This is a genomic window from Pseudomonas sp. ChxA, from assembly GCF_030263855.1.
Classification (GTDB): Bacteria; Pseudomonadota; Gammaproteobacteria; order Pseudomonadales; family Pseudomonadaceae; genus Aquipseudomonas; species Aquipseudomonas fluorescens_CB.
On record NZ_JARPMK010000001.1, the window covers coordinates 5,030,836 to 5,057,539 of the forward strand.

General features: G+C 55.5%; 22 protein-coding genes. 16 read left to right on the top strand and 6 right to left on the bottom strand.

All coding sequences use genetic code 11. The features are described 5' to 3' along the window. Positions 1–2 precede the first annotated feature (2 nt). The 6 genes from P5706_RS22485 to P5706_RS22510 are packed head-to-tail and all read left to right on the top strand — an operon-like array spanning position 3 to position 6,502. Positions 3–416: a TIGR03750 family conjugal transfer protein gene (locus tag P5706_RS22485; RefSeq protein WP_285681885.1), complete on the top strand. Its 414-nt coding sequence runs from the start codon at positions 3–5 to the stop codon at positions 414–416. Further along, positions 413–1,054 (top strand): PFL_4703 family integrating conjugative element protein, encoded by a 642-nt coding sequence (locus P5706_RS22490; protein ID WP_285681887.1) that lies wholly within the window; start codon positions 413–415, stop codon positions 1,052–1,054. The genes P5706_RS22485 and P5706_RS22490 overlap by 4 nt, the downstream gene beginning before the upstream one ends. After that, positions 1,051–1,863: a TIGR03749 family integrating conjugative element protein gene (locus P5706_RS22495; RefSeq protein WP_285681889.1), complete on the top strand. Its 813-nt coding sequence runs from the start codon at positions 1,051–1,053 to the stop codon at positions 1,861–1,863. The genes P5706_RS22490 and P5706_RS22495 overlap by 4 nt, the downstream gene beginning before the upstream one ends. Then, a complete protein-coding gene (locus P5706_RS22500; RefSeq protein WP_285681891.1) occupies positions 1,853–3,370 on the top strand; it encodes a TIGR03752 family integrating conjugative element protein in 1,518 nt (505 codons plus the stop codon). Before P5706_RS22495 ends, P5706_RS22500 begins: the two co-directional genes overlap by 11 nt. Next, positions 3,333–3,749 (top strand): TIGR03751 family conjugal transfer lipoprotein, encoded by a 417-nt coding sequence (locus tag P5706_RS22505; RefSeq protein ID WP_285681893.1) that lies wholly within the window; start codon positions 3,333–3,335, stop codon positions 3,747–3,749. Before P5706_RS22500 ends, P5706_RS22505 begins: the two co-directional genes overlap by 38 nt. After that, on the top strand, positions 3,749–6,502 hold the full coding sequence (locus tag P5706_RS22510) for a conjugative transfer ATPase (RefSeq protein WP_150788071.1): 2,754 nt from the start codon (positions 3,749–3,751) through the stop codon (positions 6,500–6,502). Before P5706_RS22505 ends, P5706_RS22510 begins: the two co-directional genes overlap by 1 nt. A 37-nt stretch (positions 6,503–6,539) precedes the next feature. Here P5706_RS22510 and P5706_RS22515 read toward each other — a convergent pair whose 3' ends face one another. Continuing rightward, entirely contained in the window at positions 6,540–6,797 is a 258-nt protein-coding gene (locus tag P5706_RS22515; RefSeq protein WP_150788070.1) for a LasR-specific antiactivator QslA, read from the bottom strand. Between the two features lie 169 nt (positions 6,798–6,966). Here P5706_RS22515 and P5706_RS22520 point away from each other — a divergent pair, with 169 nt between their 5' ends. The 5 genes from P5706_RS22520 to P5706_RS22540 all read left to right on the top strand — a co-directional run bounded on the left by P5706_RS22520 (position 6,967) and on the right by P5706_RS22540 (position 11,526). Continuing rightward, positions 6,967–7,221, top strand: a complete 255-nt coding sequence (locus tag P5706_RS22520; protein WP_150788069.1) for a helix-turn-helix domain-containing protein — start codon at positions 6,967–6,969, stop codon at positions 7,219–7,221. A 105-nt stretch (positions 7,222–7,326) separates the two neighbouring features. After that, on the top strand, positions 7,327–8,283 hold the full coding sequence (locus tag P5706_RS22525) for a TIGR03756 family integrating conjugative element protein (RefSeq protein WP_285681898.1): 957 nt from the start codon (positions 7,327–7,329) through the stop codon (positions 8,281–8,283). Further along, the gene (locus tag P5706_RS22530) at positions 8,280–9,662 is read left to right on the top strand and encodes an integrating conjugative element protein (RefSeq protein ID WP_060766739.1); all 1,383 of its coding nucleotides are present in this window, start codon (positions 8,280–8,282) and stop codon (positions 9,660–9,662) included. Before P5706_RS22525 ends, P5706_RS22530 begins: the two co-directional genes overlap by 4 nt. A gap of 3 nt (positions 9,663–9,665) precedes the next feature. Further along, entirely contained in the window at positions 9,666–9,974 is a 309-nt protein-coding gene (locus P5706_RS22535; protein WP_060766738.1) for a hypothetical protein, read from the top strand. Positions 9,975–9,984: 10 nt separating this feature from the next. Next, positions 9,985–11,526, top strand: a complete 1,542-nt coding sequence (locus P5706_RS22540; RefSeq protein WP_060766737.1) for a conjugal transfer protein TraG N-terminal domain-containing protein — start codon at positions 9,985–9,987, stop codon at positions 11,524–11,526. On the opposite strand, the gene P5706_RS22545 is transcribed toward P5706_RS22540, so the two are convergent. Next, positions 11,515–11,913, bottom strand: a complete 399-nt coding sequence (locus tag P5706_RS22545; protein WP_060766736.1) for a DUF3742 family protein — start codon at positions 11,911–11,913, stop codon at positions 11,515–11,517. The two genes, P5706_RS22540 and P5706_RS22545, sit on opposite strands and share 12 nt — an antisense overlap. 455 nt (positions 11,914–12,368) lie before the next feature. On the opposite strand from P5706_RS22545, the gene P5706_RS22550 reads away from it, so the two are divergent. Both P5706_RS22550 and P5706_RS22555 read left to right on the top strand, forming a co-directional pair. Then, positions 12,369–12,698: a hypothetical protein gene (locus P5706_RS22550; RefSeq protein ID WP_060766735.1), complete on the top strand. Its 330-nt coding sequence runs from the start codon at positions 12,369–12,371 to the stop codon at positions 12,696–12,698. A 131-nt stretch (positions 12,699–12,829) separates the two neighbouring features. Further along, a complete protein-coding gene (locus tag P5706_RS22555) occupies positions 12,830–13,789 on the top strand; it encodes an ArdC family protein (RefSeq protein WP_060766734.1) in 960 nt (319 codons plus the stop codon). Positions 13,790–13,920: 131 nt separating this feature from the next. Here the strand turns inward: P5706_RS22555 and P5706_RS22560 are convergent, their stop codons facing one another. After that, on the bottom strand, positions 13,921–14,118 hold the full coding sequence (locus P5706_RS22560) for a DUF7740 domain-containing protein (RefSeq protein WP_046035945.1): 198 nt from the start codon (positions 14,116–14,118) through the stop codon (positions 13,921–13,923). A 221-nt stretch (positions 14,119–14,339) separates the two neighbouring features. Here P5706_RS22560 and mobH point away from each other — a divergent pair, with 221 nt between their 5' ends. After that, entirely contained in the window at positions 14,340–16,064 is a 1,725-nt protein-coding gene (mobH, locus tag P5706_RS22565) for a MobH family relaxase (protein WP_060766733.1), read from the top strand. 350 nt (positions 16,065–16,414) lie between these two features. Here mobH and P5706_RS22570 read toward each other — a convergent pair whose 3' ends face one another. After that, positions 16,415–19,390 (bottom strand): TrlF family AAA-like ATPase, encoded by a 2,976-nt coding sequence (locus P5706_RS22570; RefSeq protein WP_060766732.1) that lies wholly within the window; start codon positions 19,388–19,390, stop codon positions 16,415–16,417. 601 nt (positions 19,391–19,991) lie between these two features. Here P5706_RS22570 and P5706_RS22575 point away from each other — a divergent pair. Further along, positions 19,992–21,152 carry an RNA-binding domain-containing protein gene (locus P5706_RS22575; RefSeq protein ID WP_060766731.1) on the top strand — a complete coding sequence of 387 codons (1,161 nt, stop codon included), beginning with the start codon at positions 19,992–19,994 and terminating at the stop codon, positions 21,150–21,152. 78 nt (positions 21,153–21,230) lie between these two features. Next, entirely contained in the window at positions 21,231–22,628 is a 1,398-nt protein-coding gene (locus tag P5706_RS22580; RefSeq protein ID WP_060766730.1) for a Shedu immune nuclease family protein, read from the top strand. Positions 22,629–23,023: 395 nt separating this feature from the next. Here the strand turns inward: P5706_RS22580 and P5706_RS22585 are convergent, their stop codons facing one another. Both P5706_RS22585 and P5706_RS22590 read right to left on the bottom strand, forming a co-directional pair. After that, a complete protein-coding gene (locus P5706_RS22585; RefSeq protein ID WP_060766728.1) occupies positions 23,024–24,454 on the bottom strand; it encodes a UvrD-helicase domain-containing protein in 1,431 nt (476 codons plus the stop codon). Beyond that, positions 24,447–26,153 carry an ATP-dependent nuclease gene (locus P5706_RS22590; RefSeq protein ID WP_060766727.1) on the bottom strand — a complete coding sequence of 569 codons (1,707 nt, stop codon included), beginning with the start codon at positions 26,151–26,153 and terminating at the stop codon, positions 24,447–24,449. Before P5706_RS22590 ends, P5706_RS22585 begins: the two co-directional genes overlap by 8 nt. Positions 26,154–26,704 lie beyond the last annotated feature (551 nt).

A 26,704-nucleotide genomic window follows, 5' to 3' on the forward strand; every position in this document is an offset into this window, starting at 1 on the left:
GCATGAACGACGCTATCGAACGCCTTGCCGACGGCACCTTGGTTTTTCTACCAGAGCGACTCAATCGTGATCCTGCCGTATTGCGTGGTTTGACCAATGATGAGATGTGGGTGGCGCTCGGTGCCGGCGCACTTGTCGGCCTGGTACTGGGTGTACCTCTGGCGATCGCAACCGTCTCCATTGCCGTGGCGCCAACCAGCATGATCGCAGGCATGGCGGTGGTGCTATTTGCCGGTGGCACACTACTGCGTCGGGCCAAACGGGCCCGGCCCGAGACCTGGTTGTACCGCAAACTCGAATGGGTACTGGCCAGCCGTTGGCGCCTGGGTCGCGGCAGTTTGATCCTGCACTCCGGCGCCTGGACGGCTCGCCGTTCGCGTCGACTGCGCCCTGCCCTGTCCCGGTGGCAGCCATGAGCCGATTTCGGAACAAGGTGGATGCCCAACAGGCCCACATCTTCAGCCTGCGTCTGGCGGTAGTGATTCTGGCCCTGGTCTGCGCCGGGCTCTGGTATGGCTGGCGTTCGGCACCGACCGATCTGACCGTGCATGTACCCCCGGATCTGCGCTCGGGCAGCACGCGTAAGTGGTGGGATGTCCCCCCAGAGAATGTGTATGCCTTTGCCCTATACATCTTTGGTCAGCTCAACCGCTGGCCCTCAGATGGAGAGCAGGACTATCGCCGCGCCATCTATGGCTTGCAGTCCTACCTGACACCCTCCTGCAAGGCCTTCCTCGATGGCGACTACGAGTACCGCCAGGCCGCCGGCGAACTGCGCCAGCGGGTGCGTGGGGTCTACGAAATTCTGGGACGAGGCTACAGCGAAGATCCGGAACTCAGGGTCAAGCAACTCGACCGTGACAGCTGGCTGGTCAAGCTCGACCTCAACGCCGATGAATATTACGCCGCCGAACCGGTGAAACGGGTGGTGGTGCGTTATCCATTGCGCGTGGTGCGTTTTGACCTGGATCCCGAGCGCAACAAGTGGGGGCTGGCGCTGGATTGCTATCAGGGCACGCCGCAAAAAATCTCCCTGCCTGGAGGTGAGCCATGAAGCGGATTTCGACCCTGGGACTCACCGTCGCACTGATGCTATGGGGAGCTGCAGCGCAGGCCGTCGAGCTGATGCACTGGGAACGCCTACCCCTCGCCGTCCCACTGGTGATCAATCAGGAGCGGGTGGTCTTTGTCGATGAGGCTGTTCGAGTCGGTGTGCCCTCAACGCTGACAGGCAAGCTGCGCGTGCAATCAACCGGCGGCACGCTGTACCTGCGCGCGTCAGAAGCCATTGCACCGACCCGACTGCAACTGCAATCAGTCACGACGGGCGAGATCATCCTTCTGGATATCGCGGCCACTCCCGGCGATCAACCGCTGGAGCCCGTGCGCATTCTCAAGAATGCTCAGGTGCAAACTACCGAGGCTGAATCCAGTACCGTCCCTGTTCCAGAACGCACACCAATCCCGGTCGCGTTGACGCGTTACGCCGCGCAAAGCCTGTACGCGCCGCTGCGCACCGTGGAGTCCCTGCCCGGTGTCCGTCGCGCCCCGCTCAAGCTGCGCACCGAACTGCCAACCCTGCTGCCCACCGAAAACGTGTCCAGCACGCCCATCGCCTCCTGGCGACTCGGTGACTACTGGGTGACGGCGGTGAAGTTGCGCAATCGTGGTTCAGAGACGGTACAACTTGATCCGCGTCGGCTTCAGGCCAAGCTGTTCGCCGCTGCTTTCCAGCATGCTTTCCTCGGGTCTGTCGGCAGCGCTGAAGACACCACGATCGCCTACCTTGTCACCCGCGGTGCCGGCCTCGAGCAAGCCGTGCTGCTCCCGCCCGTTGCGCGAGGTGCTGACGATGAAAGCTAACGCATTGCTCAAATGGCTGGTACCGGCTGCGCTGCTGGCCGTGGTGTTGATCATCCTAAAAAGCTGGGTCGCGGGTGGCAGCACGCCCTCTCCAGAGAACCCAGTTGATCAGGGCAATATTCAGTTATCCGCCGAGCAAGCCAAGTCGCTCGGCATTGCTGGCGATACCCCACGCGACACCGTCGCCACCCTGGTCGGACAGGTGAAGGCCATGCGCAGCGATATGCTCGGTTTGAAGAAACACAACGATTCGCTGCAGAGGGAAAACAACCGCCTGCGCGAACGGGAGAACAGTGTCGATTCGCGCATCCAAGCCGCGCTTGGCAGTGTGACCCAGCAAGTTGATGAAGGCCGTCGACAAGCCAACGAGGCCCGGCTCAAAGCAGAACAAGACAGCCGCCAGGCCCGTGGTCTGCTGACGCAATTGCAGGACCAGTTGTCGGGGCTGACCGGCAAAGGTAAGGACATGCCAATCGGATTGGGGCTTGAGCCCGGCGATGGTGCTCAGTTCGAAGGGCAGCATTCTGCCAATGATACGATGCAGTGGATTGAACCTTCAGATGCTCGGCCCACCGACGCCCGAGACAAAACCAAGACCTCCTCCGCATTGAGTCTGCCTACCGCCTTCAACTCACTGGAAGGCTTGAAAGATAACGCTATTGATCGTAGCCAGAAACAGCTACGTGCAGTCACCAAGGGTGAGCGTGACCTGACGCAATCCGTTGATCGTACCGAAGGCGCGAAGCCGGTCTACACCATTCCTGAAAACGCGACATTGATGGGCTCGGTCGCCATGACCGCGCTGATCGGCCGAGTCCCGGTGGACGGCACAGTGAATGATCCCTATCCCTTCAAGGTGCTGGTCGGCCCGGAGAACCTGACTGCCAACGGCATCGACCTGCCGGACGTTGCGGGTGCCGTGATGAGCGGCACGGCGTCCGGTGACTGGACCCTGTCTTGCGTACGCGGACAGGTCGAGTCAATCACCTTTGTGTTTATCGATGGCACCATCCGCACGGTCCCTCAGCCGAAGGCGGTAGCCGGTCGCAATGCCTCCACCACCCAGAGCTCAAACACCGACAAGATCCGTGGTGGACTCGGTTACCTGTCCGATCCGTATGGCATTCCGTGCATTGCCGGCGAGCGCCGTTCGAATGCCCAGCAATACCTCGGCAGCCAGAGCTTGATCACTGCCGCCGGTGCCGGTGTCGCAGCGCTGCTCGGGGATGAGCGGAACAACAGCAGCGTGATCAGTTCGGGCGGCAGTACGCTCGGAGTCACCAGCAGCAGTGGCAATAGCGCACTGAATTCAATTCTCAGTGGTGGGGTCAGCGACATCCGCGAGTGGGTGAACAAACTGTATGGCGAAGCCTTTGCTGCCGTGTACGTACCACCTGCAGCACAGGTCGCACTGCACCTCGACCATGAGATCACCATCGACTACGAGCCCAAGGGCCGGAGCGTTCGCCATGAAAAAGACCATGCTTCTCTGCCTGACCTGGATTAGCTTGCTCTGCTGGGTCCTGACGGGGTGTTCCACCGACAAGGAGACGCTGCTGCCCCATGGCGAGCAAACCATGCTGGACATCTGGAACGGCGCCGGTTCGCAAGGCACGCAGCAGCAACTGCTGGATGCTCGACAGCAGTTACGCCGCCCGCTGGCTCAGGCAGATGTCTCCGCGGCTCTCCAGGAACCGTACACGCGCACCGCGGCGAACGAGATCCGCAACCTGTTCCCGCGCCTGCCCAATCCCGATCTGGTGCTGTACGTGTATCCGCATTTGATTGGTACCGAGCAGGCACCGGTTCCGGGTTACTCGACCGTCTTTCCGTTCTACCAACGGGTGCAGTACGCATTGCCGGGTGAACGTCAGGAAGACTTGTAGTGCGTAGCGGCGATTCGGGCAACCACACTTCTGCATGGAAAGCCTGGCGCAACCCATTGCGCCCTCGCGCCACCTTGGCCGATGAAGCTGCGCTCTATGCGCACAATCCCAGCTTCACCGATCATCTGCCGTGGGTCGAATACCTCGACCCCGAACAGTGTTTTCTGCTCGATGACAATCGCTCGGTGGGTGCGGTGTTCGAGTTGCTGCCTATCGGCACCGAAGGGCGCGAACCCGATTGGTTGATGGCGGCCCGCGATGCCCTTGAGGATGCCCTGCAGGACAGCTTTGACGAGTTGGATCAAGCGCCTTGGGTGGCGCAGTTTTTCTGCCAGGACGACAACGACTTCACCCCCTACCTGACCCGGCTCACCGATTATATTCAGGACAGGGCGCGAGGCACGGTGTTCACCGAAGCATACCTGGAACTTACTCGCCGCCATCTGAATGCCATCGCCAAGCCGGGAGGGCTGTTCGAGGACAAGGCCGTCACGCGCCTGCCCTGGCGTGGCAATAACCGCCGGGTGCGCCTGGTAGTCTATCGCTGGCTTGAGTCTGGCGCTGAGGAGCCGGGACTCACCCCGGTGCAATCCCTGCAGCAGGCTTGCGAACGGATCGCGGCTTCGTTACAGGCGTGCGGGGTGCAATCGGCGCGAGTCGATGGCCGCAGTCTGTATGCCTGGTTATTGCCCTGGTTCAATCCGGCACCCAGGCTCACCGATGAAGCGCCCGGGGACTTCTACCGCCGTGTGGGCTATCCGGAGTCGGGCGACGGTGAGTCGCTGGAACTACCTTTCGATCACGACTTCTCCGAAGGGCTATTTTTCAATGAGCCGCGTTCGGATGTGCAGCGCGGACTCTGGTACTTCGATGGTCAGCCCCATCGGGTCATGGTGGTGGACAAACTGCGTCGGGCACCATCGATTGGTCAACTCACCGGCGAAACCCGCAAGGGCGACGCGGTGAATGCGCTATTTGATCAGTTGCCTGAAGGCACGGTGATGAACCTGACGCTAGTGGTCAAGCCGCAGGACGTGCTCGAGGATCAGTTAAACCGCCTGGCTCGCAAAGCCATCGGTGAAAACCTGGCCTCGACCCAGACCCGCCAAGATGTTGAAGAGGCTCGTGGAATCATCGGTCGCCAGCACAAGCTGTACCGCGGCACCCTGGCGTTCTACCTGCGCGGTAACGATGAACAGCAATTGCACCAGCGCTCGGTCAGCCTGGCTAACGCACTACTGGGTGCGGACCTACAACCGGTACGCGAAGGCGATGAAGTCGCCGCCTGCAACAGTTACCTGCGTTGGTTACCGATGGCTTACAACCCGGCCCGCGACACGCGCAACTGGTACACCCGCCTGATGTTTGCCCAGCACCTGGCAAATCTGATTCCGGTGTGGGGCCGCAGCAACGGCACCGGCCACCCAGGTATCACCCTGTTCAATCGTGGTGGTTCGCCGTTGAGTTTTGATCCGTTATCACGCCTGGACCGAGCCATGAATGGTCATCTGCTGTTGTTCGGCCCCACCGGAGCCGGCAAGTCGGCCACTCTGGTCACCCTATTGATGCAGGTCATGGCCGTGTACCGCCCTCGCCTGTTTATCGTCGAGGCCGGCAACTCATTCGGCTTGCAGGGCGACTACTTCGCGACACAGGGCCTGTCGGTCAACAAGGTCCAATTGAAACCTGGCGCCTCGGTCAGCCTCGCACCGTTCGCCGACGCTTGGCGCCTGGTCGAGCAGCCAGATCAGGTAGCGAGTCTGTCGATCGATGAGCTGGACGATGAGGTGGTAACCAGTCGCGAAGACCAGCGCGATGTTCTCGGCGAACTGGAAATCACCGCCCGCCTGATGATCACCGGCGGCGAGGCCAAGGAAGATGCGCGCCTGAGTCGAGCCGATCGCAGTTTGATCCGCGAGTGCATTCTCGATGCGGCACAGACGTGTGTCGCGGTGGGTCGGCAGGTACTGACCCGAGACGTGCGCGACGCGTTGCTGCGCGTCGCCGCTGACCCGCATTTGCCGGAGAAGCGTCGTGAGCGTGCCCAGGAAATGGGCGAGTCCATTGATCTGTTCTGCCAGGGTTTCGAGGGTGAACTGTTCGATCGCGAGGGCACTCCTTGGCCCGAGAGCGATGTGACCATTGTCGATCTCGCCACTTACGCTCGCGAAGGCTATGAGGCACAAATGTCCATCAGCTACATCAGCCTGATGAACACCGTGAACAACCTCGCCGAGCGCGACCAGTACCTAGGCCGACCGATCATCATGGTCACCGACGAGGGTCATATCATCACCAAGAACCCGCTGCTGGCGCCCTTCGTGGTCAAGGGGACGAAGATGTGGCGCAAGCTCGGCGCTTGGTTCTGGCTGGCGACGCAAAACCTTGCCGACTTTCCCACTGCCGCGCAGACCATGCTCAACATGATCGAATGGTGGATTTGTTTGAATATGCCGCCTGCGGAAATCGAAGAGATCGCACGGTTCAAGAAACTCACGCCGGCACAGAAAGCCTTGCTGCTCTCCGCCAGTAAGGAGCCGGGTAAATACACTGAGGGGATCGTGCTATCGAAGAAGCTCGAAACGCTGTTTCGGGCCGTGCCGCCGAGTCTTTATCTCGCCCTGGCCATGACGGAGCCCGAGGAAAAAGCCGAGCGCTGGACACTGATGCAAGAGAACGGCTGCTCAGAACTGGAAGCGGCGTATAGGGTAGCTGAACGGATAGATATAGCGCGAGGAATAGAACCCGCATAGGGGAATCTATTCCTCCCGCTCTAAAGCGAGTGACCGGTTATTGCGGTACGCCCCGGAGCCGCTGCTGAATCCTCAACAGGAATCCGGCTTCGAAGGCATCCTGGCAGTCACCGACAGGAAAGGTCTTGCGGGTTTGCGCCAGCTCCCACCACAGGGGAATCTCGCCGGGCGTATCAAGCCAAGCCTGAGCACATTGCACGCCACGCTCGATCATCGGAGCAAATTCGTTGCCCCAAGGGGTCTGAAGACTTGGACAACCATCCGCCGCGGGAATTGAAATGTAGTTTTCGTCCATATACACCCTAGACTTCTGATTTTATTGTTAGACGCTGGACCCAGCCTCGAAATCTTAACGACACCAAATGAACGCTTGATAATAGGCATAAGCCTCAAATGTCGTAGATCAATACCAATGTAGACTATATCCCGTGGATTGAGAGTCCCTCTAGGCGCAATTTGCGCGCATGACTCAAGACTACGAACAGCTTCGTCTGCAGTTGGCGGAGAACATCCGCTTGATGCGACGCGTGAAAAACCTTACCCAAGAGCAGCTCGCGCTCATGGCCGAGGTGGATCGCACGTACGTCAGTCAAATCGAACGATGCACGGGCAATCCGTCGCTGTTGGTCCTGTGCAAGCTCGCCAATATTTTCGAAGTTACCGCAGATCAGTTACTTGTGGAACCCGATCTCCTGCGCAGCACCCTTCACGTCAAATAATAGTCTCACGGCTCACAAACCCGATAGATCCGCCTTCATAATTTCCACTGACAGTCTTCCGCTCGCAATCAAATCTACCCAGGCCGCACACCAAGAGCCTGGATCATGCCTGTTGCCTGCCCGTTATTTTCGCCCACAAAGCTACGGCCCTTGGCGCTGAGCGTCCTGCTGGCGTGCGGTCCAAGCGTGGCGTTGGACACCGGCAGCATCACGTCCTCCGTGCTTTCGCCAGACTGCCTCGCATACAGGGTCGTCGGCATTTGCTTCTGGTTGCTCTGCACGCCGTTCGGCTGCACAGTCAAAACCTCGACCAAGGTTCGTCATTTCATTCCTGAACTGGTGGTCTCAAGCTACACCGCCACGGGCAATAACCCCTGGACCGAGATGGCCACCCTTTCCTCTCCCATCAGCGGTGCGGAAGGTGGCGGCAACCTGATCACCCCGAACACCCACCGCGACAACCTGCCCCGCTTCAAGAACGTTGATGGTATCGGCCACCCTGGTGGCTGGGTCGCCACACAACTGGCTTCTCAGTCCGGTTATGCCTGCGCCAGCGGTGCAACTGCGTTCATGCCCTACTACCTGAGCACCCTGGACTCCCTGGCCTGGCGCCATGGCATCCCGGAAAGTTTCTACCCAGAGTCACTTGTGCCCGGAGTCCGCGAAGTCGGTAGTCAAGTTTTAGGAAACATGTGGGGCAACGTTTATCCCAGGCAGGGTTTTCTGGTACAGCCCGACGATTTCGAGGCAGCCGCAGTCATGGCACAACGGGCCGGTGATGTGGTTACCCGAAACTGGCAGCCGCATGTGTATGTACCACTCACACCAGCCAGACACGACGGCTACTGGCCGCCTGGCCCTATCATCGAAAACGACGCTTCGACCCACAAATGGCAATTGCTCTCCCCCCAAATTCAACCCACGTGCGCCATCTTCCCCAGCAATCCAGTCCAGAGCGCGGATGGCGGCTACGCCTGGTCGCTTTGGCGTCCCTATAGCTGCTGCAAACGTGAGGGGCAAACCTTTCTGTTCAGCATCGACTTTGAAGGAGGTGCTTCATGAGTCAGCTTCTCGCAAGACCATGGTTGGGCACGATGAGTCTGTTGTTCTGTGGACTGCTCACCATGGCCACGCATGCCCACGCCGCCGAAGGCGATTATCGCCTTGGCACTCAAGGCGAAGTGCTCGATGACCGCGTGATGTACACCATTGGTGGCGGCTCGGCAGTAGGCTCACCGAGTTCGCTCTATCGGCCCAGTGGTCTCGGTGTCGGCGGATCATGGCGAGCGAACATGATGTGCGGAAAAATGAGCCTCACCAACACCCTGCAAAACCAACTGAACGGCGTCACTGAAGGTTTCCAGCAAATCATGGGCAGCATCGTGCAGAACGCGACCCAAGCCGTTATGTCGCTGCCTGCCTTGATCATACAGCGCGCCAACCCAGGTCTCTATGAGTTGCTCAGTAACGGGGTGATGCAGGGGCGCATCGACTTCGACCGCTCCAAGCTGACCTGCCAGGCCATGGCCGAAAAGATGGCGGACAAGGTCGGTCAGGCCGGCTGGGGCGCGCTGGCCAAAAACGAGGAGATGCAGGGCAACCTGGAGCAAACCGGTGGTGATGCGGTGGCCGCGGTGAAAAATACCGAGACCCGTAACGGCAACAATGGGGTGTCCTGGGTCGGCGGCTCGAAGGCTGGAGGCAATGGGCAGACGCCCATTCGGGTGACCGCCGACGTGGTGCGCGCGGGTTATAACCTGCTGCATAACCGTTCGGTGGATGACAGCGCCTCGATCAGTAGCGGTGATTGTCTGGGTGGGGCTATTTGCCAGACATGGACCTCGCCCCAAGAGGAATCCGAATGGGCCGTTCGCGTGTTGGGCGAGAGCGAAGTCTCGACCTGCGACAGCTGCGAAACCCTTCGTGCGACCGCTGGCAGCGGATTGACTCCGCTGATTCAGGAGGCCTACAGCGAACACCTCAAAGCACTACAAGGGTTGCTGTCCGGCTCGCTGCCGCCTACTTCTGACAATCTGGCTAAGGCCTCCAGCCCGATGTTACTGGTGACCCGAGGTGTGGTTGAAGCCCTGCGTGACGATCCCGACCAGGATCTGCTGGCACGGCGTTTGGCCAGTGAGACAGCCCTATCCAGCGTACTCCACAAGGCGTTGCTGCTACTGCGTACGCTGCTGGCGGGCAGTCAAGAACCGAACATCGCCTCCGCCGAGCCGGCCCAAATCGCATTGACGAAAAACATCGACGCGCTGGAGCGCGAAATACGCCTGCTGCAGGCCGAACTGCAGGTTCGGCAAATGTTGGCTACCAACACCGCCAGCCTCGTGCTCGATCGACATGCAGGTGGTGCCGATGCTTCGCGCACCGTCGAGCAAGGTGACCCTGAGCCAGGTCGACTCAATGATGCTGACGCCAGGCGCAAGTGAGCCATGAAACGCTCACCGCTATTCACTTTGCTTTCGAGTCTGGGGATGGTTGCGGTGATGATCCTGACCGCCGCACTGGTCGCTTGGATAGGTAGTACCGCGCTGGGTAGTTTCGACGCCTGGCAGCAGGCATTCGAATCCGTACGGCCCAATCTGCGATGGTGGCGTGCCCTGCTCTACGGCGCTCTCTTTGCACTCTGGTGGGATCTGCTTCGGCGCTACCGACATCGACCACAGGATCGACGGCGCATAAAACGCATCGGGACAGTAGGGTTCCTGCTCTTTATCTGCGTCGAGCTCACCCGACTGTGAGGTCATTACCATGCTCATGAGCACCAACAGTTACTTGGAGTTTTACCTCTCTCTCCTGGCCTGGATCATCAACAACGGCCTCTGGAGTGTCCTGTCCGACACAGGGCTGTTCGCCGCGCCCTTTGGTGCAATCATCTTGCAGGAATGGTTGTCTGCCCGTCAGCAAGGTGCGGATGAGGGCAACAAGGGACTGCTCTCGGTGCCACGGATCGAGAACCGGTTGTGGCTGGCCTACATCGTCGTGTTGTTCGGCTGCGCGCCGGTCTTTCCGTTGAGCCTCTCGTCAATGACGTTCGATGATGCGGCGAGTCAGCGCTGCGGCGTAAGTGTGACCAAGCCAGCGGAAACTGCCTGGGGGACGACGTTCAATACCATCGGCGGGCGCTCCGCCAATGTGCCGATCTGGTGGTTTCTGGTGCATGCTTTGAGCAAAGGCGTGACTGCGGCAGCCACCGCCTCCATCCCTTGCGCACCGGATATCCGACAAATGCGCATGGAGATCGACAGTTCGCGCATCGATAATCAGGTCCTGCTGCAGGAAGTCGCCGACTTCACTCGCGACTGCTATGGCTATTCCCGTTCTCGGCTGTTCACCAACCGTCCGCAGTTGGATAAAGCACAAAGCCACGACGCAGCGTGGATCGGGTCAAGCTATTTTCTCGACACACCCGGCTACTACGATACGGATCGCTCACGTACACCGAGAGTCAGCTGGCCGTATGACGACAACCGCGATGTTTCCTTGCCGCGGCTGGAGAATGGCGCGGGCTACCCCACCTGTAAGCAGTGGTGGAGCGACCGTGGTGTCGGGCTACGCGAACGCTTGATCGAGCAGGTTAATCCCTCTTTGCTGACTCAGTTGAAAGGTTGGTTGACTGGGCGTTCGAGCAACGAGATCGAAGATGCCACCCTTCGCGAGCTGGTTAGCCCGCGCCAGCAATCGATGTCCATGTCGCCCGGACAGGTGTATCAGGACTACGGCTCCAGCGCTCGTGGCGGTTCGATCAATCAGGGGCTCAATAACCTGGCCACCAACACCGGGTTGGCCCTCGGTTCCTTCAGCAACTTCCCGGCAATGAATGCACTACGCGCAGCATTGCCGATGGTGCAGGCGTTCCTGATCATGGGCGTCATCATCAGCTTGCCGCTGATCCTGCTTGTCAGTACCTACCAGCTGAAGACCGTCATGACGGTAACGTTTGCGCTGTTCACCTTACACATGCTGAGCTTCTGGTGGGAACTGGCGCGCTGGGTCGACTCCAGCATGCTCGATACCCTGTACAACCAGGTTTCGGCTTCCAATCAGGTGCTGTTGTCGCTGCCCACATCCGGCCTCATGGATGGAACCGTCACAGCGCAGGTGATCGAGTATGTGATGGGGGCGATGTTCATCGTGCTACCAATGCTATTTCTAGGCGCCATGAGCTGGGCAGGATATTCAGTCGGCAGCGGTATTCAAGGCATGTTGGCGAACGGTAGCAAAGCTGCAAGTGATTCAGCGAGCAAAGGTACGGATCAAATATTGGGTGCTGCTAAGCGCTCAATTAGATGACTTGCTGTCGCCTATGTAATGCCCATTGTCGTCGAAGTCGCCGATGTAGAGATCAGCACCTAGATAGTCTGCCCCTGGATTTTTATCTTCGCGATCGGCACCAATAAAAGTCCTGAGCCATAGCAAAGTGATGACAGCCAGCATCATCACAATGAAAGTAACCAGCCAAACACTGACAAACAGTAATCCTCCGATCAATGCCAGTTTGGCAATCAGAAAACTCCCGCGAACAAGAAATCTACCTGCGGGCACACCTGCGGTCTCCGCACGCTCAAACACATGGGATTCAAAAGCTTTCAACCTACGGTAACCACGCTTCACCGACAGACCACAGGAATACGCCCAGCGGTGGGCACGTGAATTCTGAACAGGTTGTTGAGTCGGCATGGTCTCGCCCTCTTCTGAGCGTTTTCATGGTTAAGCCTAGAGGAATAGGCTACTACTGAAAACGGCCCATGCCTGACCGTTTATCAGTTTCCCCGGCCGAAAAATCCTCATTGGAAGCCAGAAGACAAGCTCTGCGAAACATCGTCTCTACAGCGATTGACCCAGATAAATCGTCCGGCTAAATACAAGGTGCGGATCGCTGTTATCGACAGCACTTTCCCAGGTAGCCAGAACCTTCAAGGCTACGTCACTTCGATGATGGTTCCCCCCAAGTGCGATTAGCGTTCGGTGGCTCGCACGGTGACCGTTTCTACGGTAATGAACGCCTACTGCTCTTATGAGCGCCTTTCGAGCTCTGCTCGTGAGGTAAGCCCTCTTGATTTTCTTCAACCCACTGCGGGGAAATCTTTCTCCGCACGGGACAGGTTTCTTCGCGTTTTCAACGGAGACATACCATGCCCGACTCACTTACACCGGAAACACTGAACACCCTTCGGCTGCCCATCGTGTTCACTCCTGGCGCGTGGCAACGCGCAGTACTGCTCAATCAATCCGATCACGCTGAGAAGCTGCAGGTCGATCGGTTGAGCCACGTATTGCGCGCAGCCTTCGAGGCCCACCTGGCCTTTCCACACAAGCCTTACGTGCTGTTCGAGGTAATGCATATTGAAACAGCCGATCACTTAGACCCCGAGCCGTTGCTCCAATTGAGTCTGAGCCTACTCCAAGAGCCGGGTCAGCCTAGCGCCTTGCTGATAGCGCTTGTAGGAGAACACCATCGCTAAGCGCAATTAGCGGCGTTCAACTCCACATTCGAACAACATGCAAGACCTGCATCAATCCAGCACATCACCCAACCGGGGAACCCTCCCCGACGGGCACGGCGTTCCTCCGTTTTTCTCTCGAGGAAATTGCCATGCGTGATATCTACCAAGACGTAACTGACAAGATCATTACTGCGTTAGACCAAGGCGTTGCACCCTGGATCAAACCCTGGTCCTCAAGTGGCTCCGCTCACATCGGTCATCAACCCTACCCCGTCAACGCCATCACGCGACGTCCGTATTCGGGCATCAATTTACCGCTGCTCTGGGCCGAGGCCAGGTTGCAGGGGTTCACTCAAGATCGTTGGCTGACTTTCAATCAAGCCAAAAAAGCTGGCGGGCACATTCGTAAGGGTGAGCACAGCACTCTGGCGGTACTCTACAAGCCGATGGAGCGCGAGGAACAGACCGAGTCAGGCCAACCAGTACTCGATGAAAACGGTCAACCTAAGATCGCTCACTTCGGCATTCTCAGGACGCATTTTCTGTTCAACATCGAGCAAACGGAGGGGCTCGAAATGCTCAATGACACCCTGCTCGAGACTGAACAGAGTGATCCCTTCCAGCCCAACAGCGCCGCGGAAAATCTGCTGTTAAGTTCAGGTGCACGCATCGTTCATCGGCCTGCCGACGAAGCCTTTTACCACCCGATCAGGGATCTCATCCAACTGCCGACAAAAGCACAATTTCACGATGAAGGCGGGTACTACGCCACGGCACTGCATGAGCTGACGCACTGGACCGGGCATCACACTCGGTTGCAGCGCGAAGGCGTGACGTCAGCCTGTCCATTCGGCTCGCCAGGCTACGCGTTTGAGGAGTTGATCGCCGAGATGGGCGCTGCTTTTTTATGTGCCTACGCAGGTATACAGGGGGAGCTGCGGCACGAGGGCTACATCGACTCCTGGCTTGGCCTGCTCAAGGCTGACAAACGCGCGATCTTTCGCGCCAGTGGTCTGGCCCGAAGCGCCTCGGAGTACGTACTGAACTTGGAGCAGCAACGGAAGCAGATGGTAATGGATGACTCACGATGCATGAACGATGGAGTTTGATCATTACCTCACCGCTGCAATCGCATCAAAGGGCCCAACGCAAGTTGGGCCCTTTTTTTCTGCGCCCAGAAAACCCCATGCCGCTGGGCTTTAATTCAAAGAGTCAGGGATGGGCACATCCCCACAGCCTGTCATTCCTCATCCAGGTTCTGCGCCAGATAATCCACCAGCTCGAGGGGACTTCGGCTGTCGATCACCTTGTAAATCAGATCACGCTTACTGCGCGGCAACTTCTTGACCACGCTCTTCGCCGAGGCTCTGACAGCTTCGTCGGTTCCATGGATACGTGCCGCGAGCAGCAGCACGAGCGTGGCGTCAGTGAGGTTCATGGCAAGACCCAAAAAATATACACCGCAGTGTACCGACTCTTTTCTTGCCCATACTACCCCCAACAAAACGATGCCTAGCCGTATCCATATTCCAATTGCCATGCAAAGGGATGCGAGCCAAAAGGACGGATAAGGGTTGGAAGGGAATGGGTGCTCAAGGGTAAGAGCTCTATCCGAAAAGGCTAAAAGGCCACTGCCCCAGACACTTCACGGAGATCACGATGTTCAGCCTATTTCGCCGCAAAAGGCGGAAGCCCCCTCCGCCACCGACCGTCAACGTCGCCGAAGGCTACCTGCCCATCGAATCGGCTCACAGCTTGTTAGCCGCGGAGCACCGCCGCCAGCTGCTCGATCGCATCTGGCAGTACACCGCCCTCTCCCACGCGCAGTTCATCCAGCTCTACTTAAATCCGATCCATCGCTACGCCGAACGGGTCCAGCAACTCCCGGCCAGCGAGACGCACCACCACGCTTATCTCGGAGGCATGCTCGACCATGGACTGGAACTGGTCGCCTGCAGTTTGAAACTGCGTCAGTCGTATCTGCTTCCCACCGGTGCCGCACCCGAAGACCAAGCCGCTCAGACCGATGCTTGGTCGGCTGGCATCGCCTATGGCGCCCTGCTGCATGACATCGGCAAGATCGCCGTGGACCTGCAGGTTGAACGCCAAGACGGCCGTCTTTGGCACCCTTGGCAGGGTCCGCTGGATCAGCCCTACCGTTTTCGTTACATCAAGGGTCGCGACTATCACTTGCATGGCGCCGCTGCAGGTTTGCTCTACACGCAGATTCTCGACCGCCCAATCCTCGATTGGCTAAGCGGATTTCCAGCACTGTGGGCCAGTTTGCTGTATGTCCTGGCGGGCCAGTACGAACGTGCCGGCGTGCTCGGTGAGTTAGTGACAAAGGCCGACCGCGTCTCCACCGCACAGAACATCGGTGGTAACCCCAGCAAGGCGCTGCAAGCGCCGATTCATTCGCTGCAACATCACTTGATCAGCGGACTGCGTCACCTGGTTCAGCACGAGCTGAAACTCAATCAGCCGGGTGCCGCGGGTTGGCTGACCCAGGACGCACTCTGGCTGGTAAGCAAGACGGTCACGGACAAGCTGCGGGCCTATTTGCTGTCGCAGTCGATTGAAGGTATTCCTTCATCCAACATAGCCGTGTTCGACGAACTGCAATCGCATGGACTGGTCGAGTCTACCCTAGAAGGCAAAGCCATCTGGAGCGCTCTTGTCACGCAGGGCGACTGGCAGCAGAGTTTCACTTTTCTGCGCCTTCAACCCGCGTTGATCTGGGGGAACGAAGACCGCCCCGAAAATTTCAGCGGAACGGTGAGCATTGCAGTGCATGACAACTCAACTGACACCCCGGTACCAACACCAGCGGCCGAGACAGTCCGTGCAAGATCAAGTCAAAGCCAACCGCAGCCGGATCCCATGGCGCTGGAGGATGCCGACTACCTCGGCACGTTGCTGGACATGTTCGAGTTGGAAAAGCCTGAGACCAGTGAGGCACCGTCAGAAAACGCTCTTGAAACTTCAACCCTACCTTCGGATAACCCTGGCTACGTATTCTTGAATTGGGTCAAGGAAGGCATCCTAAGCCACAAGCTAGTCATCAACGATAACAAGGCCAAAATCCACACGGTGAGTGGCAGCGTATTTCTGGTCACGCCTGGTATCTTCCAACGCTACGCGCAGGAGTTTCCTGGTCTCTCTCAGGGGACCGATCAACAACTTGAAGAATGGCGTTGGGTACAGAAGCAGTTCGAGAAACTGAAGGTCCACAGAAAGCGAGACAACGGCCTAAACATCTGGGCATGCCAAGTGCAGGGCCCTAGGAAGAGAACCACCTTGAAGGGGTACTTGATTGAGGATCCGAAGCATTTTTTTGAATTGATACCACCTGACAATCCTTTTCTTAAAATCGCAGAACCTTAATACATGGTATGAGGGCGTCATCCGACGTAAGGCTTGGTGAGTTTGTTCCTATGAACGCCTTAGACCTTGGGAGGAAGCCCCCGTGATGATGACTTGTGCTCCCGCATAACACACGCATGCTTTTCTGGGGCGACGACATTTAACGCTCGGCATCGAGATGTCCAAGTTCGACCGGCGCGCAGCCCCCCCTATCGTCGAAACGTCGTCGAGCTTTTGATCCTGTTGTCCGGTGCTCAGGTCCGGTCGCGCAGGATGAAGCAGGATCAAGCGCTTGAGTCTCACAATAAGAAGGAGCATCGCGCCAACCGACCATTGGAGGTTGGCGCGCCCCCTGCTAAGCCATTCAAGCCTCATCTCTCCAAACGAACACGAAGACGTCTTGCGCGCTCTCGGAATGCCGACTCTCCGCCTTCCAAAATGTCACAAACCGATTTGCGAATATCCGAATTCTCCAAGCCGCCTGCACGATAGGAAATTGGAGGGAGCCCTCCTGATTGATGCGGCCCGGCCTCTGCAACAATGATCTGATCGGCATCGGTGTTGATCACAAGGTTGGCGTTGTGAGTCACCATGATGACCTGCCGCTTAGATTTGGCATCGATAAACAGCGATACTAGCTCATCAAAGACAGACTTTGGATCAAGGTTCTCTTCTGGTTGATCAATGATAAGGGGCCGGTCGTCCGACTCATCTAGAGCCAGATAAAGCAGCAAGAGAACAATCCCCCTGGTCCCTGGCGACAGCTTTCGAATATCAAGCCCGTCGTACACAATTTCATACTGCACAGAAATGTGATCCGTCCCAAATAACCAATGCGCGAACTGCCGTGACCACGCTCGAAACTCAGCTTGCTGAACTGGAGCGTACGGTGCATGGGCAAACAGATCCTTTCTGTAGCGCAAAATGAAATCTGTCATTGCTGCCTGAACGTCTGCTGCGCTGCCACTCTCCCAAGCAGGCTTGAGCATTTTTTCTGCAAGAGATATCAGCGAGCCTCTCCCATTGAAGGGACCAGCTTTACGGCGATCAAGGAGATTTTCCTCGGCAACAGTGCCCCACTGATTAACATCAACAATTCTCCGGACCGCAAAACCTAGCTTACGTAGAGTTCCAGAAGATGCAGTAAGCCGAGCCATAAGGGGGGCATAAAGCTCACTTAGGGCGTTCTGCTGATTGATAATTGCCTCAAACACTCGTCCATACGAATTATCACGTTCTTCCTGCAGAATCTTCCTCCGAGCACCAGCGCCCTGCGCATCTGCAAGCTTGGTTTCCAACACTTTGAGCGCGGCTCTCTCTTGCCCAATACGCTTGGTCAATGCTGTGTACTGCGCACTCACAACCTTGTCAGCACTAACCAACAGTTCAAGCCGCGTCATTTCAGCGACGATGGTCGACAGACTCAGCGTTTGAAGATCGACGCCATCCGCGATGATAGGGGTATTTGGATCCCCAGGCTGCAACGGCTGCCCTGTTAGTTCGGCAATGTGCTTATCAGCCCACGTGACATAATTCGAGAGGCTCCCGTCTACATTACCCTTGTAAACAAGAAGGAATTCGTCCCACTGATCGTCGGAGAGCCCACTTTGGGCATGCCGTTCTCTGGCCTGCCGAAGCAGTTCCGGCGCCCTTGTGGCACGGGTACTGGTTACCTCATCTTGAAGCGCTAGGAATGTGCGACGTTGGTTGGTGAATGATTGAACCTTGGTCCTAACCCCTTCCGCAGCCTCACTGAGCAACGAATGGCGTTTGACCTGCGACTCTGTGCCTTTAATTACTAACTTGGCCAGATCCGCATTGTAATCCTTGATCAACGTTGACTTCTGAGCAATCTGCGCCGTCAGCGAAGCAACCAAGCTCTCTTTCTCGTGCTCGGCGGAAATTCGTTCAGAAATGTCAGATATCGCCTCAGCTTCACGATCTCGTGCCTGCCGATATCTGCTTGTTCTATGTTCTCTAAACTCAGGAAAATCGATGGCACCCTCACGCTCATCGACTGGATGCGCCTCTAAAATCACGCGCTCTATTTCCTCGATAAGCCCGTCGGACATGCCATTTGAAGAGCAAAGCTCCTCCACGAACTGCTGCGACAAATACCGGGCGCGGGGAAATGAAAGATGTCCGTTCGCATCTCGACCGTCCAGGGCCCGCGTCGTTGTGCTGCCGCCTCCCCAAGTCAAGGTAACTGAAGCACTTCCGAGGACTGGTCTGGCACGAACCAAAAAGGATGGGCTGGCGTTCTCATGTGCACGCCAGACCATAGGAGATATCGCATCGCAACCCGCTGCAATCATATCTGCAAGGGCTGTCTTTCCTGACCCGCGAGCACCTACGATCGCAACCAGGCCCGGATTTAGGGGGATTTCTGGGTTTTGCGCCCAAGCCGCATTGGTGATCGATACATGGGATATAACCTGTGATGGCATCGCGGAACGCGGCGGCTCAGTGCCGACGAACGCACGTCCTTCAGGGTCGATACATGCCTGACGCAGAGCGTCGAACTCCAAACCACCTTTGATCCATGAGAAGCGATCCTCGACAGGCTGGCCAACCGTCTTCAAATCATGGGAATCGCTGCCGTGGAGACACGGCTTACAGCCATTATATCGCTCGCGTAGCGCGTCAACAGTGACACCTCGCTTCCCAAGCCAGAATTCACGCTGGGCAACGTTACTTGAAAAGATGATGTGCGCAAACTTCTCAATTTCTTGTCGCATGGTCGTATCTGCCGCCTGGCGCACACCCGACGTTCCGTCTCCCGCCCCGCCTGCCACAGCAATGAGAATGTTCTTCTTGGCCCAGTCGCTCTCAAAAAACACTTTGCGCAGTTGGTCAAAATTGACCTTGAATTGAGTGGCCCCATGCTCTAAGGCGGCACGATCATCACAGATGCTTGGCTCAGCGCGCTTCCCCAACGCTATAAGGTCGTTCTTTGTGCAATCAAAGCGATCGCCATGAGCATGGAACTGAAGTCGCGTCAGAATTCTGCGCAGCTGATTGACATGATCCGGATCTTCGGGGCTAACGAGGAGATGAACATTAACAAAGCCTGACTTGGCCGCAACATCCAACCGAAGCTCGACATTGGGAAATATCAGTTGAACCTCAGGAAGCCTCCCCGCAGCTTTATGCTTAAGCACTTCCTCGTACGTATCCGTTACGTAGTAGTCAGTAACAGCAATCGCCTCTACCTTTGGGGACAGCCCCTCAAGCTTCGCTAGATACGTCTCCCAGGAGTCACCGCCACCAAACTGATTGTTAAGTACCGTCCCAGGTGCGTGAATATGAGGTTCCCAGCGCTTCCATTGCGACCCGCGACTTATCATGCCCCACTCCTTGAATTCTCAGCTCTACTACGTCGAATCTAGATAGCTATCGATCTATCCAATAATCATCAGTAGAAAAAATGGCCATGAATCGGCCCCTCGTACACACCTTCACACTCGCGGCTTCCGCCCACCTTACAACGAGTCATGGCCACTTAGCATCAGTGATGCCCTCAAATCCGTTGCGTATCCTTGTGCCAGAGTCACTACGCCCAAGCACGCCAGCGCGTAGCAGCCGCTTCACGTGCAGGCCGTCGACCACTGTCAGCAACACCTCGAATTATTCCCCTCTATGTCGGCCTCGGCATGCTCACCTCTTGTGCCAGCGCAATGGGCTGGGTTACGCCCATCACCTGGCATCCGACGATGATGCCTTTGTCACGGCTATGGATCAGTTTTTTGGGGGGGGCATGCGTGCCAAACCACTGTAGCCGTGGACTTTGATCATTGGTTCACAGGCTGTATAAATGGACAATGCCAGCAGTTAGCAGCAGCATTCAGTGGCATCTGCCTGATGAACTGCACTGATATCTGAACTGTGGAAGGCTTCAAACATGCGGCCACGAATTAAACAAACAGCAAATAATCCACGGAAAATTGAATGGCAACTGAGAGCGATGTGAGCATCGGCGGAACGTACCTTGGCGGCACAGCAAAACGAATCGGAGACCACCAGGCATCGCTGTTCAACGCCTCCGATCTAGTCGCAATCGGTGGTATTACGGATGACTCGTTTTTTCGGGCTTACCAGATCACAGTTGGAGAGCTACGCCGCAGACTCGAAGCGCTAGGCTATTCGCTCAGTCGTGTACGTGAGGAAGTCGTTAGGACCCTACAAAAGGGCTATGCAGAGTTAAGTGAAAACGACGCACCTCAATGCAAATCCTTCCTAGACTACGGATGTTCAATTACTGTCGAGCAGCTTATCGAGATAGCACGGCAATGGGAAATCGAAGACAAAAATAACTATGATTACATGGCGCAGTTTGACCTAAACAACTATCCGAGCACTATGCTGGACTTCATCAGAGGCAGTAGCTCTGAGCTTTTACTGCCATCTCAAAATATATGGATTCATGGCCACCACCTCGAGCGCCTACTCTGCGAAATCCATTCAGATGAAGAAATGTTTAAAATAGACTTCACTCGGCTTATCCAGGCAGGATACTACAAGCCTGACGACAAACCCATTACAAATGAGTTCGACAGATCACTCTCCCAATTCAATCCGCTTTCATTCAAACTGATGGAGAAACTTGCAGAGGAAGAGTCTGAAACACTTGAATTCAAAACGGTGATATCGGGTAACCCCAGCAAGACAATCGCCCAGCAGTCACCAAAATACCTCGTCGTTTTTTTGAATAGCAAAGGAGGGCGGATTCTTTACGGCGTGACCGATGAGGGTATCGTCGAAGGCGTCATGCTAAATCGCGAAGAGCGAGACAAATTACAGAGAAATATCGCTGCTGCTGTTTCCTCAATAACCCCTAATTTTCCACAAAGCGCAGTCCAAATCACCCTTCGACCATTGATCAGCGTTGGTATGGAAGTAGAAGATAGGTTCGTCGTAGAGGTCAGCGTACCGAGGGGCAAACCCAATGAAATGTACTTCACACACAGTGGTGACACATGGGTTCGCCACGGGACATCAACTTCAGCTCTGAAAGGCCATCAGCTATTCGTCCACATCTGCGTTCGCTACAGTTCTGCTGACGACCTACTTAGCGTTGCTAAAGCAGAGCCGAATCGCGCTGAGAATTGATATTCGAAATCGAAATTTCCGGACTGTACCAGGACATACCAATTCCTAAATTTTTAACAACAGCATGGAGCTATCAAAATGTCAAAGCCTACTGATCCCAAGCCGGAAGAAAGACAAGGTGATATAGAGCTCAAGGTCATAAAGAACAATCAGTTTGACGGTATTTATAAGCCCAGAAAAAAAATGGCTGAACTGGCAGGCCTAAAGTTAGGCATATCAGCTAAAATGATCCACGTAAACCTATCTAAACAAACCCTCACAATTTATCCGTTAGTAACGTGGCCGGACCACACTGACTTTCTTAAGTCAAAATACAAAAAAATAGAACGCATCTGTTTCCCTATCGAAGAGTCCCTCTGCGATTTTTTCAGAAAAAAATCTCCTTTCGAAGCCGACGATCTGCTCATGCTGCTTCGAGATGTTTTACTACCAGGCTTCACTCAAGACCCGGACTATGGTTTAGGGATCGCCCGAGAATTCAAGGATGTAATCGATGCGATTGAAGAGCATTCGGACTGCATTGAGATTCGATTTTCCGAAGCTGATGAAACCTCAATCGGTGACAAAACCAAAGTATTCACTCTGAATATAGATGATTACGAAGAAGCCAAAAGAAAAATTAGAAATATCACTAGTCTCGGACAGAAAGCTGCAGCCGAGGTTAAGGACGGTACAATTTACAATCTTCTAGCGTCGAGATTAGGAAAACCCCCAACAACAATCGCAACTGGAAGAAGTCCAGTAAGACGCCTGATTACCGCTGCCGCCCAAGGTAAACCACCATTGACAGCGGGCGACCAAGATAGTGTTATAAATATACTAAAAACCAATAGCAAACAGATCGCCGAAACAAAGCCCGAGGCTCTCGCAAAGCTACAAGATGAAATAGAACTCGTCACCTTGGAAGTTCTAATTAAACGATATGAAGAACAGCTATTAAAAAACACCGTCGAAAGCGACTGGCAACGCTTCTTCGAAGCAAACAAATTTATTCTGACAATGGCGTTCGGCTATCCGATAATTGAGATTCTTGAACAAGCTTCAGTTGGCGGCGGCCAGTTAACCGGTGGCGGAAGCAAATTCGCTGATTTCATATCTAAAAACAGCCAGACTAATAATGCTGCAATCTTTGAGATCAAGACCCCAAAAACACCGCTTTTAAATAAAACTGCATTTCGAGGAAAGGTATTTTCCGCAACAACAGAGTTTTCAGGTTCCATTGTTCAGATTCTAGATCAAAAATATCAACTAGGAAAGAGTCTTCCTTATCTGAAAAGCAATGACCGCAACCTAAATCTCGAAGCTTATGCAGTTCATTGTTGCCTAATAATTGGCACCACCCCTACCGGTTTAGACGAGCAAAAATCATTTGAGTTGTTCCGCAGAAACTCTCGAGAGGTCGAGATAATCACATTCGACGAACTCTTAGGAAAGCTGAAGCAACTTCACTCATTTCTGTCATCAAAGAGTAAATAGACGCCGTCTACATAATAGGATGCCCACATATCCCGCTGGGTGTGTTCCAGTAGCTCCTCACAACGCGATACAGCGTCACTATGGTGTGTTCGCCATCCGCTTACACAGGGCAAGCTTTACCTGCTGTAATGCAGTTACCCCTTTTTCTTTTTCCATGAATCCTTTAACAAGTAGAGAAGCATAGAGCAAGCAAGCTGCAATCGAGACGAAATGACGCAAAGGAGCGATGCGAGGAGGAAGCACACCTGTAAGCAACTAGGCACGAAACTCAATCTAGAGAAGAGGCGGAATACCCTGATCAGCATTGAGCAGAGCTTCTGGCGGAAAAGCGCCCCCTCACTCGTCCGGTGGAGCGATGAGGCGCTTGAGAATGTCGCTGTTGGGCCAGGAAGAGCCTAAGCTGGCAAGTGTCTGGATGTCCCGATGACGGTGAGCGATTTTGACCCTCGGGTCATCGCCACGTACAAGTCCTTCGCGTCCAGTGCATCCGCATTGAGAATGACGGCATGGTCGTATTCAAGGCCCTTGACCAGCAGCGTTGTCCCGATGAGCTTTTGGTGACTGATAGGCCGCCCCGTATGCCTCATCTCGCGCTGGTACCTGACGCCGGCCTCGACAAGCGTCGCACCCTCACCATCAACATGCATCTTGAGCACGCAGAGGAAGCGATACAGCAGATCACGGCGATAGGCAGACGTCTCTGGGTTGGTCTTCAGAACCAGAAAGAACGCTTTGAGATGGGTGCTCGTAGGATTGTTCAGGTAGTCATTCGCTGCCTGCAGCACCAGAGGGTATTTCGTACCTTTGCGAAGATTAGCCACCTCGCCGCGTTTGGTGCCCGCAGTCAGAGCGTCAGCGACACCCGTGAAGCATTTTTTTGCGAACTCAATTGCCAGGAGAAATCCTGCCTGAACCGTCTTAGCAGCCCCAAGCTTCTTAAGAAAGGCATGCAGGTCTTTGCCTTCAACCTCCTCGATCGAGGAAAAGCGGCCAGCCATGGTGCGGGCTAAACGGTGAGTTTTGTTTTTGGACTGCTGATCGCCGCCATGTAGAGCAATTACACTCTCAGCATGATTGAGCAATCCACAGAGTGACGAATACTGCTTAGTCTCGAGGTATTCTTGAGCGGTGTGAACACGAACCACACTCGGCGGCCGCTCGCCCAGCAAGTCAATCTGTTGGCCTAGCTCTATCTTTCGTCTTGCCTCTTTGAGCCAGGCGCCGAGAGCCGGATTTTTCGCCTTTACCCATCGCCAGGGCGTCTCCAGCTGCCCCAGGCAGTCAAATTTGGGGTAGATGCTCACCTCCCAGTCCACAGGCTTGCCCTCGTCAAAGTCAAAGATGGCCTGCATGGGGTCACCTAAGATCCGACTAGGAAGGAAGTCAGCCAAAGCGCAGACCAACGCGTGCTGTAAGTCCGAGCAGTCTTGATACTCGTCCACATAGACGCCGACGTAGCTGGCCGACACGGCCTGCCGAATGAACCCCTTAGCTAGCAGACCAGAGCAGCACTCATAGAGCTTGTTCCATTGCTTGCTGGTCGGGTTTTCAATTTTCCACCCTGACGTTTTGGGGTAGGCCAGGCAAAGTCGCAGCGCCCAGCTGGCGATCGTGTCCACCTGATATTGAGAGGAGCGAACACCTAAGTTGGTCATCTTCGTCTTGATGGAGTTCACCCCGGCAAAGGTATGCGTCAGGATCAGTTGTCTGCCACTGGAAGCTTTCACTGCCAACGCGATGAGGTGTGTCTTTCCATACCCCGCAGGTGCGAGTACATACCCCTTAGTAGCGCAGTCGTTGAGCTTGATCGCCAACTCTTCAGACATGCTCGGCCCACTCCCAAAGTTTTCCGAGCTCAAGCGCAAGGTTCTTTTTGCCGAAGGCGGCATCTTGGAAGGCCGGGCATATTTCCTTGAACCATAGGTCACCTCTAGTGGTGTCCTTGAACCAGCCAGATTTTTTCGCGGCAACGCCGATAGCAACACGCAGCTCAGGACTTTCCCCCCACACGGCACAATCTTTGTCTAAGGGGCCGGCAAATTTGGATAGCACCTGGTCACGCACAGGGAATCCCAGCTTACCTTGAGCAAGCTTCAAGCTCGCCAACACCGCGGGCCATGGCAGATCTTGGAAAGCCCGCTCTTCAAGTGAAAGATTCTCGCTCCATACAAAAGTCGGAATGCCCATTTTGCGAAGCTCAGCTTCATCTGCAATGGAAAACTGATCTTGCGCGTCGGCATCAGCCAAAACGGATACGTCATAGCAGAGTGATTTGAAGGCCTTGGCAAGTGCCTTTACCTTGTTCCCACTCTTTGCGTCCAACAGCGCTACACCGTGAAAGGAAAACGGATCCTTTGCGTTGTCTATCTGGTAGTCGTCAAAACCTCTCAGGAAGCCGACTTCGGTAGCGCCCTCGCACACCACGACTTTCTTCGCCAGAAATGCTTCAGTGCTCGAGCGAATCTTTCCCTGAACCTCGTGCTCTTCAAGTCCCTGCTCACCAGCGGAGATGATCGTAACCGTCCCGCCTCTGCTGTGGACGATATGAAGGTCCTGTACGGTGAGTTCGCGAAGCACCATGGGCGAATGCGTAGTCAGGAAATATTGCCCGCGGTTGTCTTCCCTAATGTGCTTAATGAGACGTGTGATTCTGTGCGGCTCCAAGCCGAATTCCAGCTCATCGAACAGAGTGATGTGGCCTTCGTCCAACCCCGCCCTTTGGATTCCGCACTGAAGCATGCGGCGAGATCCGAGCCCCAACTGACGCAACGGTATTTCGCCGTCATGCAGGGCAAGTCCACCTACCCGCAGGTTGATGGAAGCCAAGTCGAGGTGAGCCTTGAAGGCATCTGATACGGGAACACCAAGCAGCTTCGCAATATCCTGAGATTTGATCGCTGCAGCATCAAAATTTGTAAGGGTGACAGGCCGGTCAATATCCAACGAGTTTCTGGCGGTTCTTGACGCATTGGCTAACAGCTCGCTCAAGCTCTGTGCTGCGGTCAGCTTGGCAAGTGCGGTTCCGTTCGCCCAGGAAAGCTCTCTCTCGCTGTATACACCGATGAGGCCCACTCCTACCTTGGTTCTGTCGGCTTGCTTGAAAGGGACACCCTCTGGATTCCGGTCACAGACCACTGTCCATTTCGGTTCTAAGTCCTTCTCGACCGTCAGCCTGACAGTTAGCACGCTTTCCAGATGGTCATCGGGCTCATCCTCGAGTTTCCGAGTTGTCGCATCCCAACCCCGTAGATGCAGACCGTACTTGTTGAGCGCGCAGAAATCCTCATGCAAATTGCCGATCGTGATTTCGATGTTTATGCAGTCAGCAATCCGGCACTGATAGAAATCAGAATCGCTGAAGGCGAGATTCCATTGGGGGTGAAACGTGTAGCGGATGGCTTCCAAGATTGTGGACTTGGACGAGTCACCTTTCCCTATGAGGCAGATGATATCGCCCGCTGGTAGGTTCCATTCAAGCTCTTTCACTCCACGAAAGTTCTTGATCACTATCTTTCTGATTTTCACCGACCAGTATCCTTCTGAGCATCGACTATGAGAGCGAGCAAAATCCTTCGGTACCGCCTCGGCCGGCGCTCCCGAGCACAGCAACAAATTGAGATTAACCGTGCCCCATCATAGATATATCCAGTGGCTTGGGGAACTAGTGTGCGACCGGATGCGGTTTCGTACTAGCTCACGGATTCGACGAAGACCAGATCTACATATTTGATTTTTTGTGGGCTGTCTTGATTGCATCGAGCTCAGCCGGAAGGGTACTTAACATGTGTGCTTCATGGATGTCCGCGCACCTCGGGCTGATACACTTAGCGTGACTCCCCTTGAAGAGCTGGGAGCTGGCAGGATCACTCTGCTATTCGTCGAAGCACCGCTGCGTTAGCACATTCGATAATCTGTCTGCGGAGCTGGGGATGGCAGAAGCCTCGTCCCCCACCTCTCAATTGGTTTGGATAAGTTGCAATGGCGCAGGGCCAGTGAGGCGATGTCAAGCACCTACCTGTCGGTATGCTTGCGAAATTCAAGGGGGGCGCGGGACTATGTGGGTTTGGCGAGAAGCA

Coding starts and splice junctions, on each gene's coding strand:
- P5706_RS22485 (WP_285681885.1), top strand. CDS start 3: ATGAACGACGCTATCGAACGCCTTGCCGACGGCACCTTGGTTTTTCTA.
- P5706_RS22490 (WP_285681887.1), top strand. CDS start 413: ATGAGCCGATTTCGGAACAAGGTGGATGCCCAACAGGCCCACATCTTC.
- P5706_RS22495 (WP_285681889.1), top strand. CDS start 1,051: ATGAAGCGGATTTCGACCCTGGGACTCACCGTCGCACTGATGCTATGG.
- P5706_RS22500 (WP_285681891.1), top strand. CDS start 1,853: ATGAAAGCTAACGCATTGCTCAAATGGCTGGTACCGGCTGCGCTGCTG.
- P5706_RS22505 (WP_285681893.1), top strand. CDS start 3,333: ATGAAAAAGACCATGCTTCTCTGCCTGACCTGGATTAGCTTGCTCTGC.
- P5706_RS22515 (WP_150788070.1), bottom strand. CDS start 6,797: ATGGACGAAAACTACATTTCAATTCCCGCGGCGGATGGTTGTCCAAGT.
- P5706_RS22520 (WP_150788069.1), top strand. CDS start 6,967: ATGACTCAAGACTACGAACAGCTTCGTCTGCAGTTGGCGGAGAACATC.
- P5706_RS22525 (WP_285681898.1), top strand. CDS start 7,327: ATGCCTGTTGCCTGCCCGTTATTTTCGCCCACAAAGCTACGGCCCTTG.
- P5706_RS22530 (WP_060766739.1), top strand. CDS start 8,280: ATGAGTCAGCTTCTCGCAAGACCATGGTTGGGCACGATGAGTCTGTTG.
- P5706_RS22535 (WP_060766738.1), top strand. CDS start 9,666: ATGAAACGCTCACCGCTATTCACTTTGCTTTCGAGTCTGGGGATGGTT.
- P5706_RS22540 (WP_060766737.1), top strand. CDS start 9,985: ATGCTCATGAGCACCAACAGTTACTTGGAGTTTTACCTCTCTCTCCTG.
- P5706_RS22545 (WP_060766736.1), bottom strand. CDS start 11,913: ATGCCGACTCAACAACCTGTTCAGAATTCACGTGCCCACCGCTGGGCG.
- P5706_RS22550 (WP_060766735.1), top strand. CDS start 12,369: ATGCCCGACTCACTTACACCGGAAACACTGAACACCCTTCGGCTGCCC.
- P5706_RS22555 (WP_060766734.1), top strand. CDS start 12,830: ATGCGTGATATCTACCAAGACGTAACTGACAAGATCATTACTGCGTTA.
- P5706_RS22560 (WP_046035945.1), bottom strand. CDS start 14,118: ATGAACCTCACTGACGCCACGCTCGTGCTGCTGCTCGCGGCACGTATC.
- mobH (WP_060766733.1), top strand. CDS start 14,340: ATGTTCAGCCTATTTCGCCGCAAAAGGCGGAAGCCCCCTCCGCCACCG.
- P5706_RS22570 (WP_060766732.1), bottom strand. CDS start 19,390: ATGATAAGTCGCGGGTCGCAATGGAAGCGCTGGGAACCTCATATTCAC.
- P5706_RS22575 (WP_060766731.1), top strand. CDS start 19,992: ATGGCAACTGAGAGCGATGTGAGCATCGGCGGAACGTACCTTGGCGGC.
- P5706_RS22580 (WP_060766730.1), top strand. CDS start 21,231: ATGTCAAAGCCTACTGATCCCAAGCCGGAAGAAAGACAAGGTGATATA.
- P5706_RS22585 (WP_060766728.1), bottom strand. CDS start 24,454: ATGTCTGAAGAGTTGGCGATCAAGCTCAACGACTGCGCTACTAAGGGG.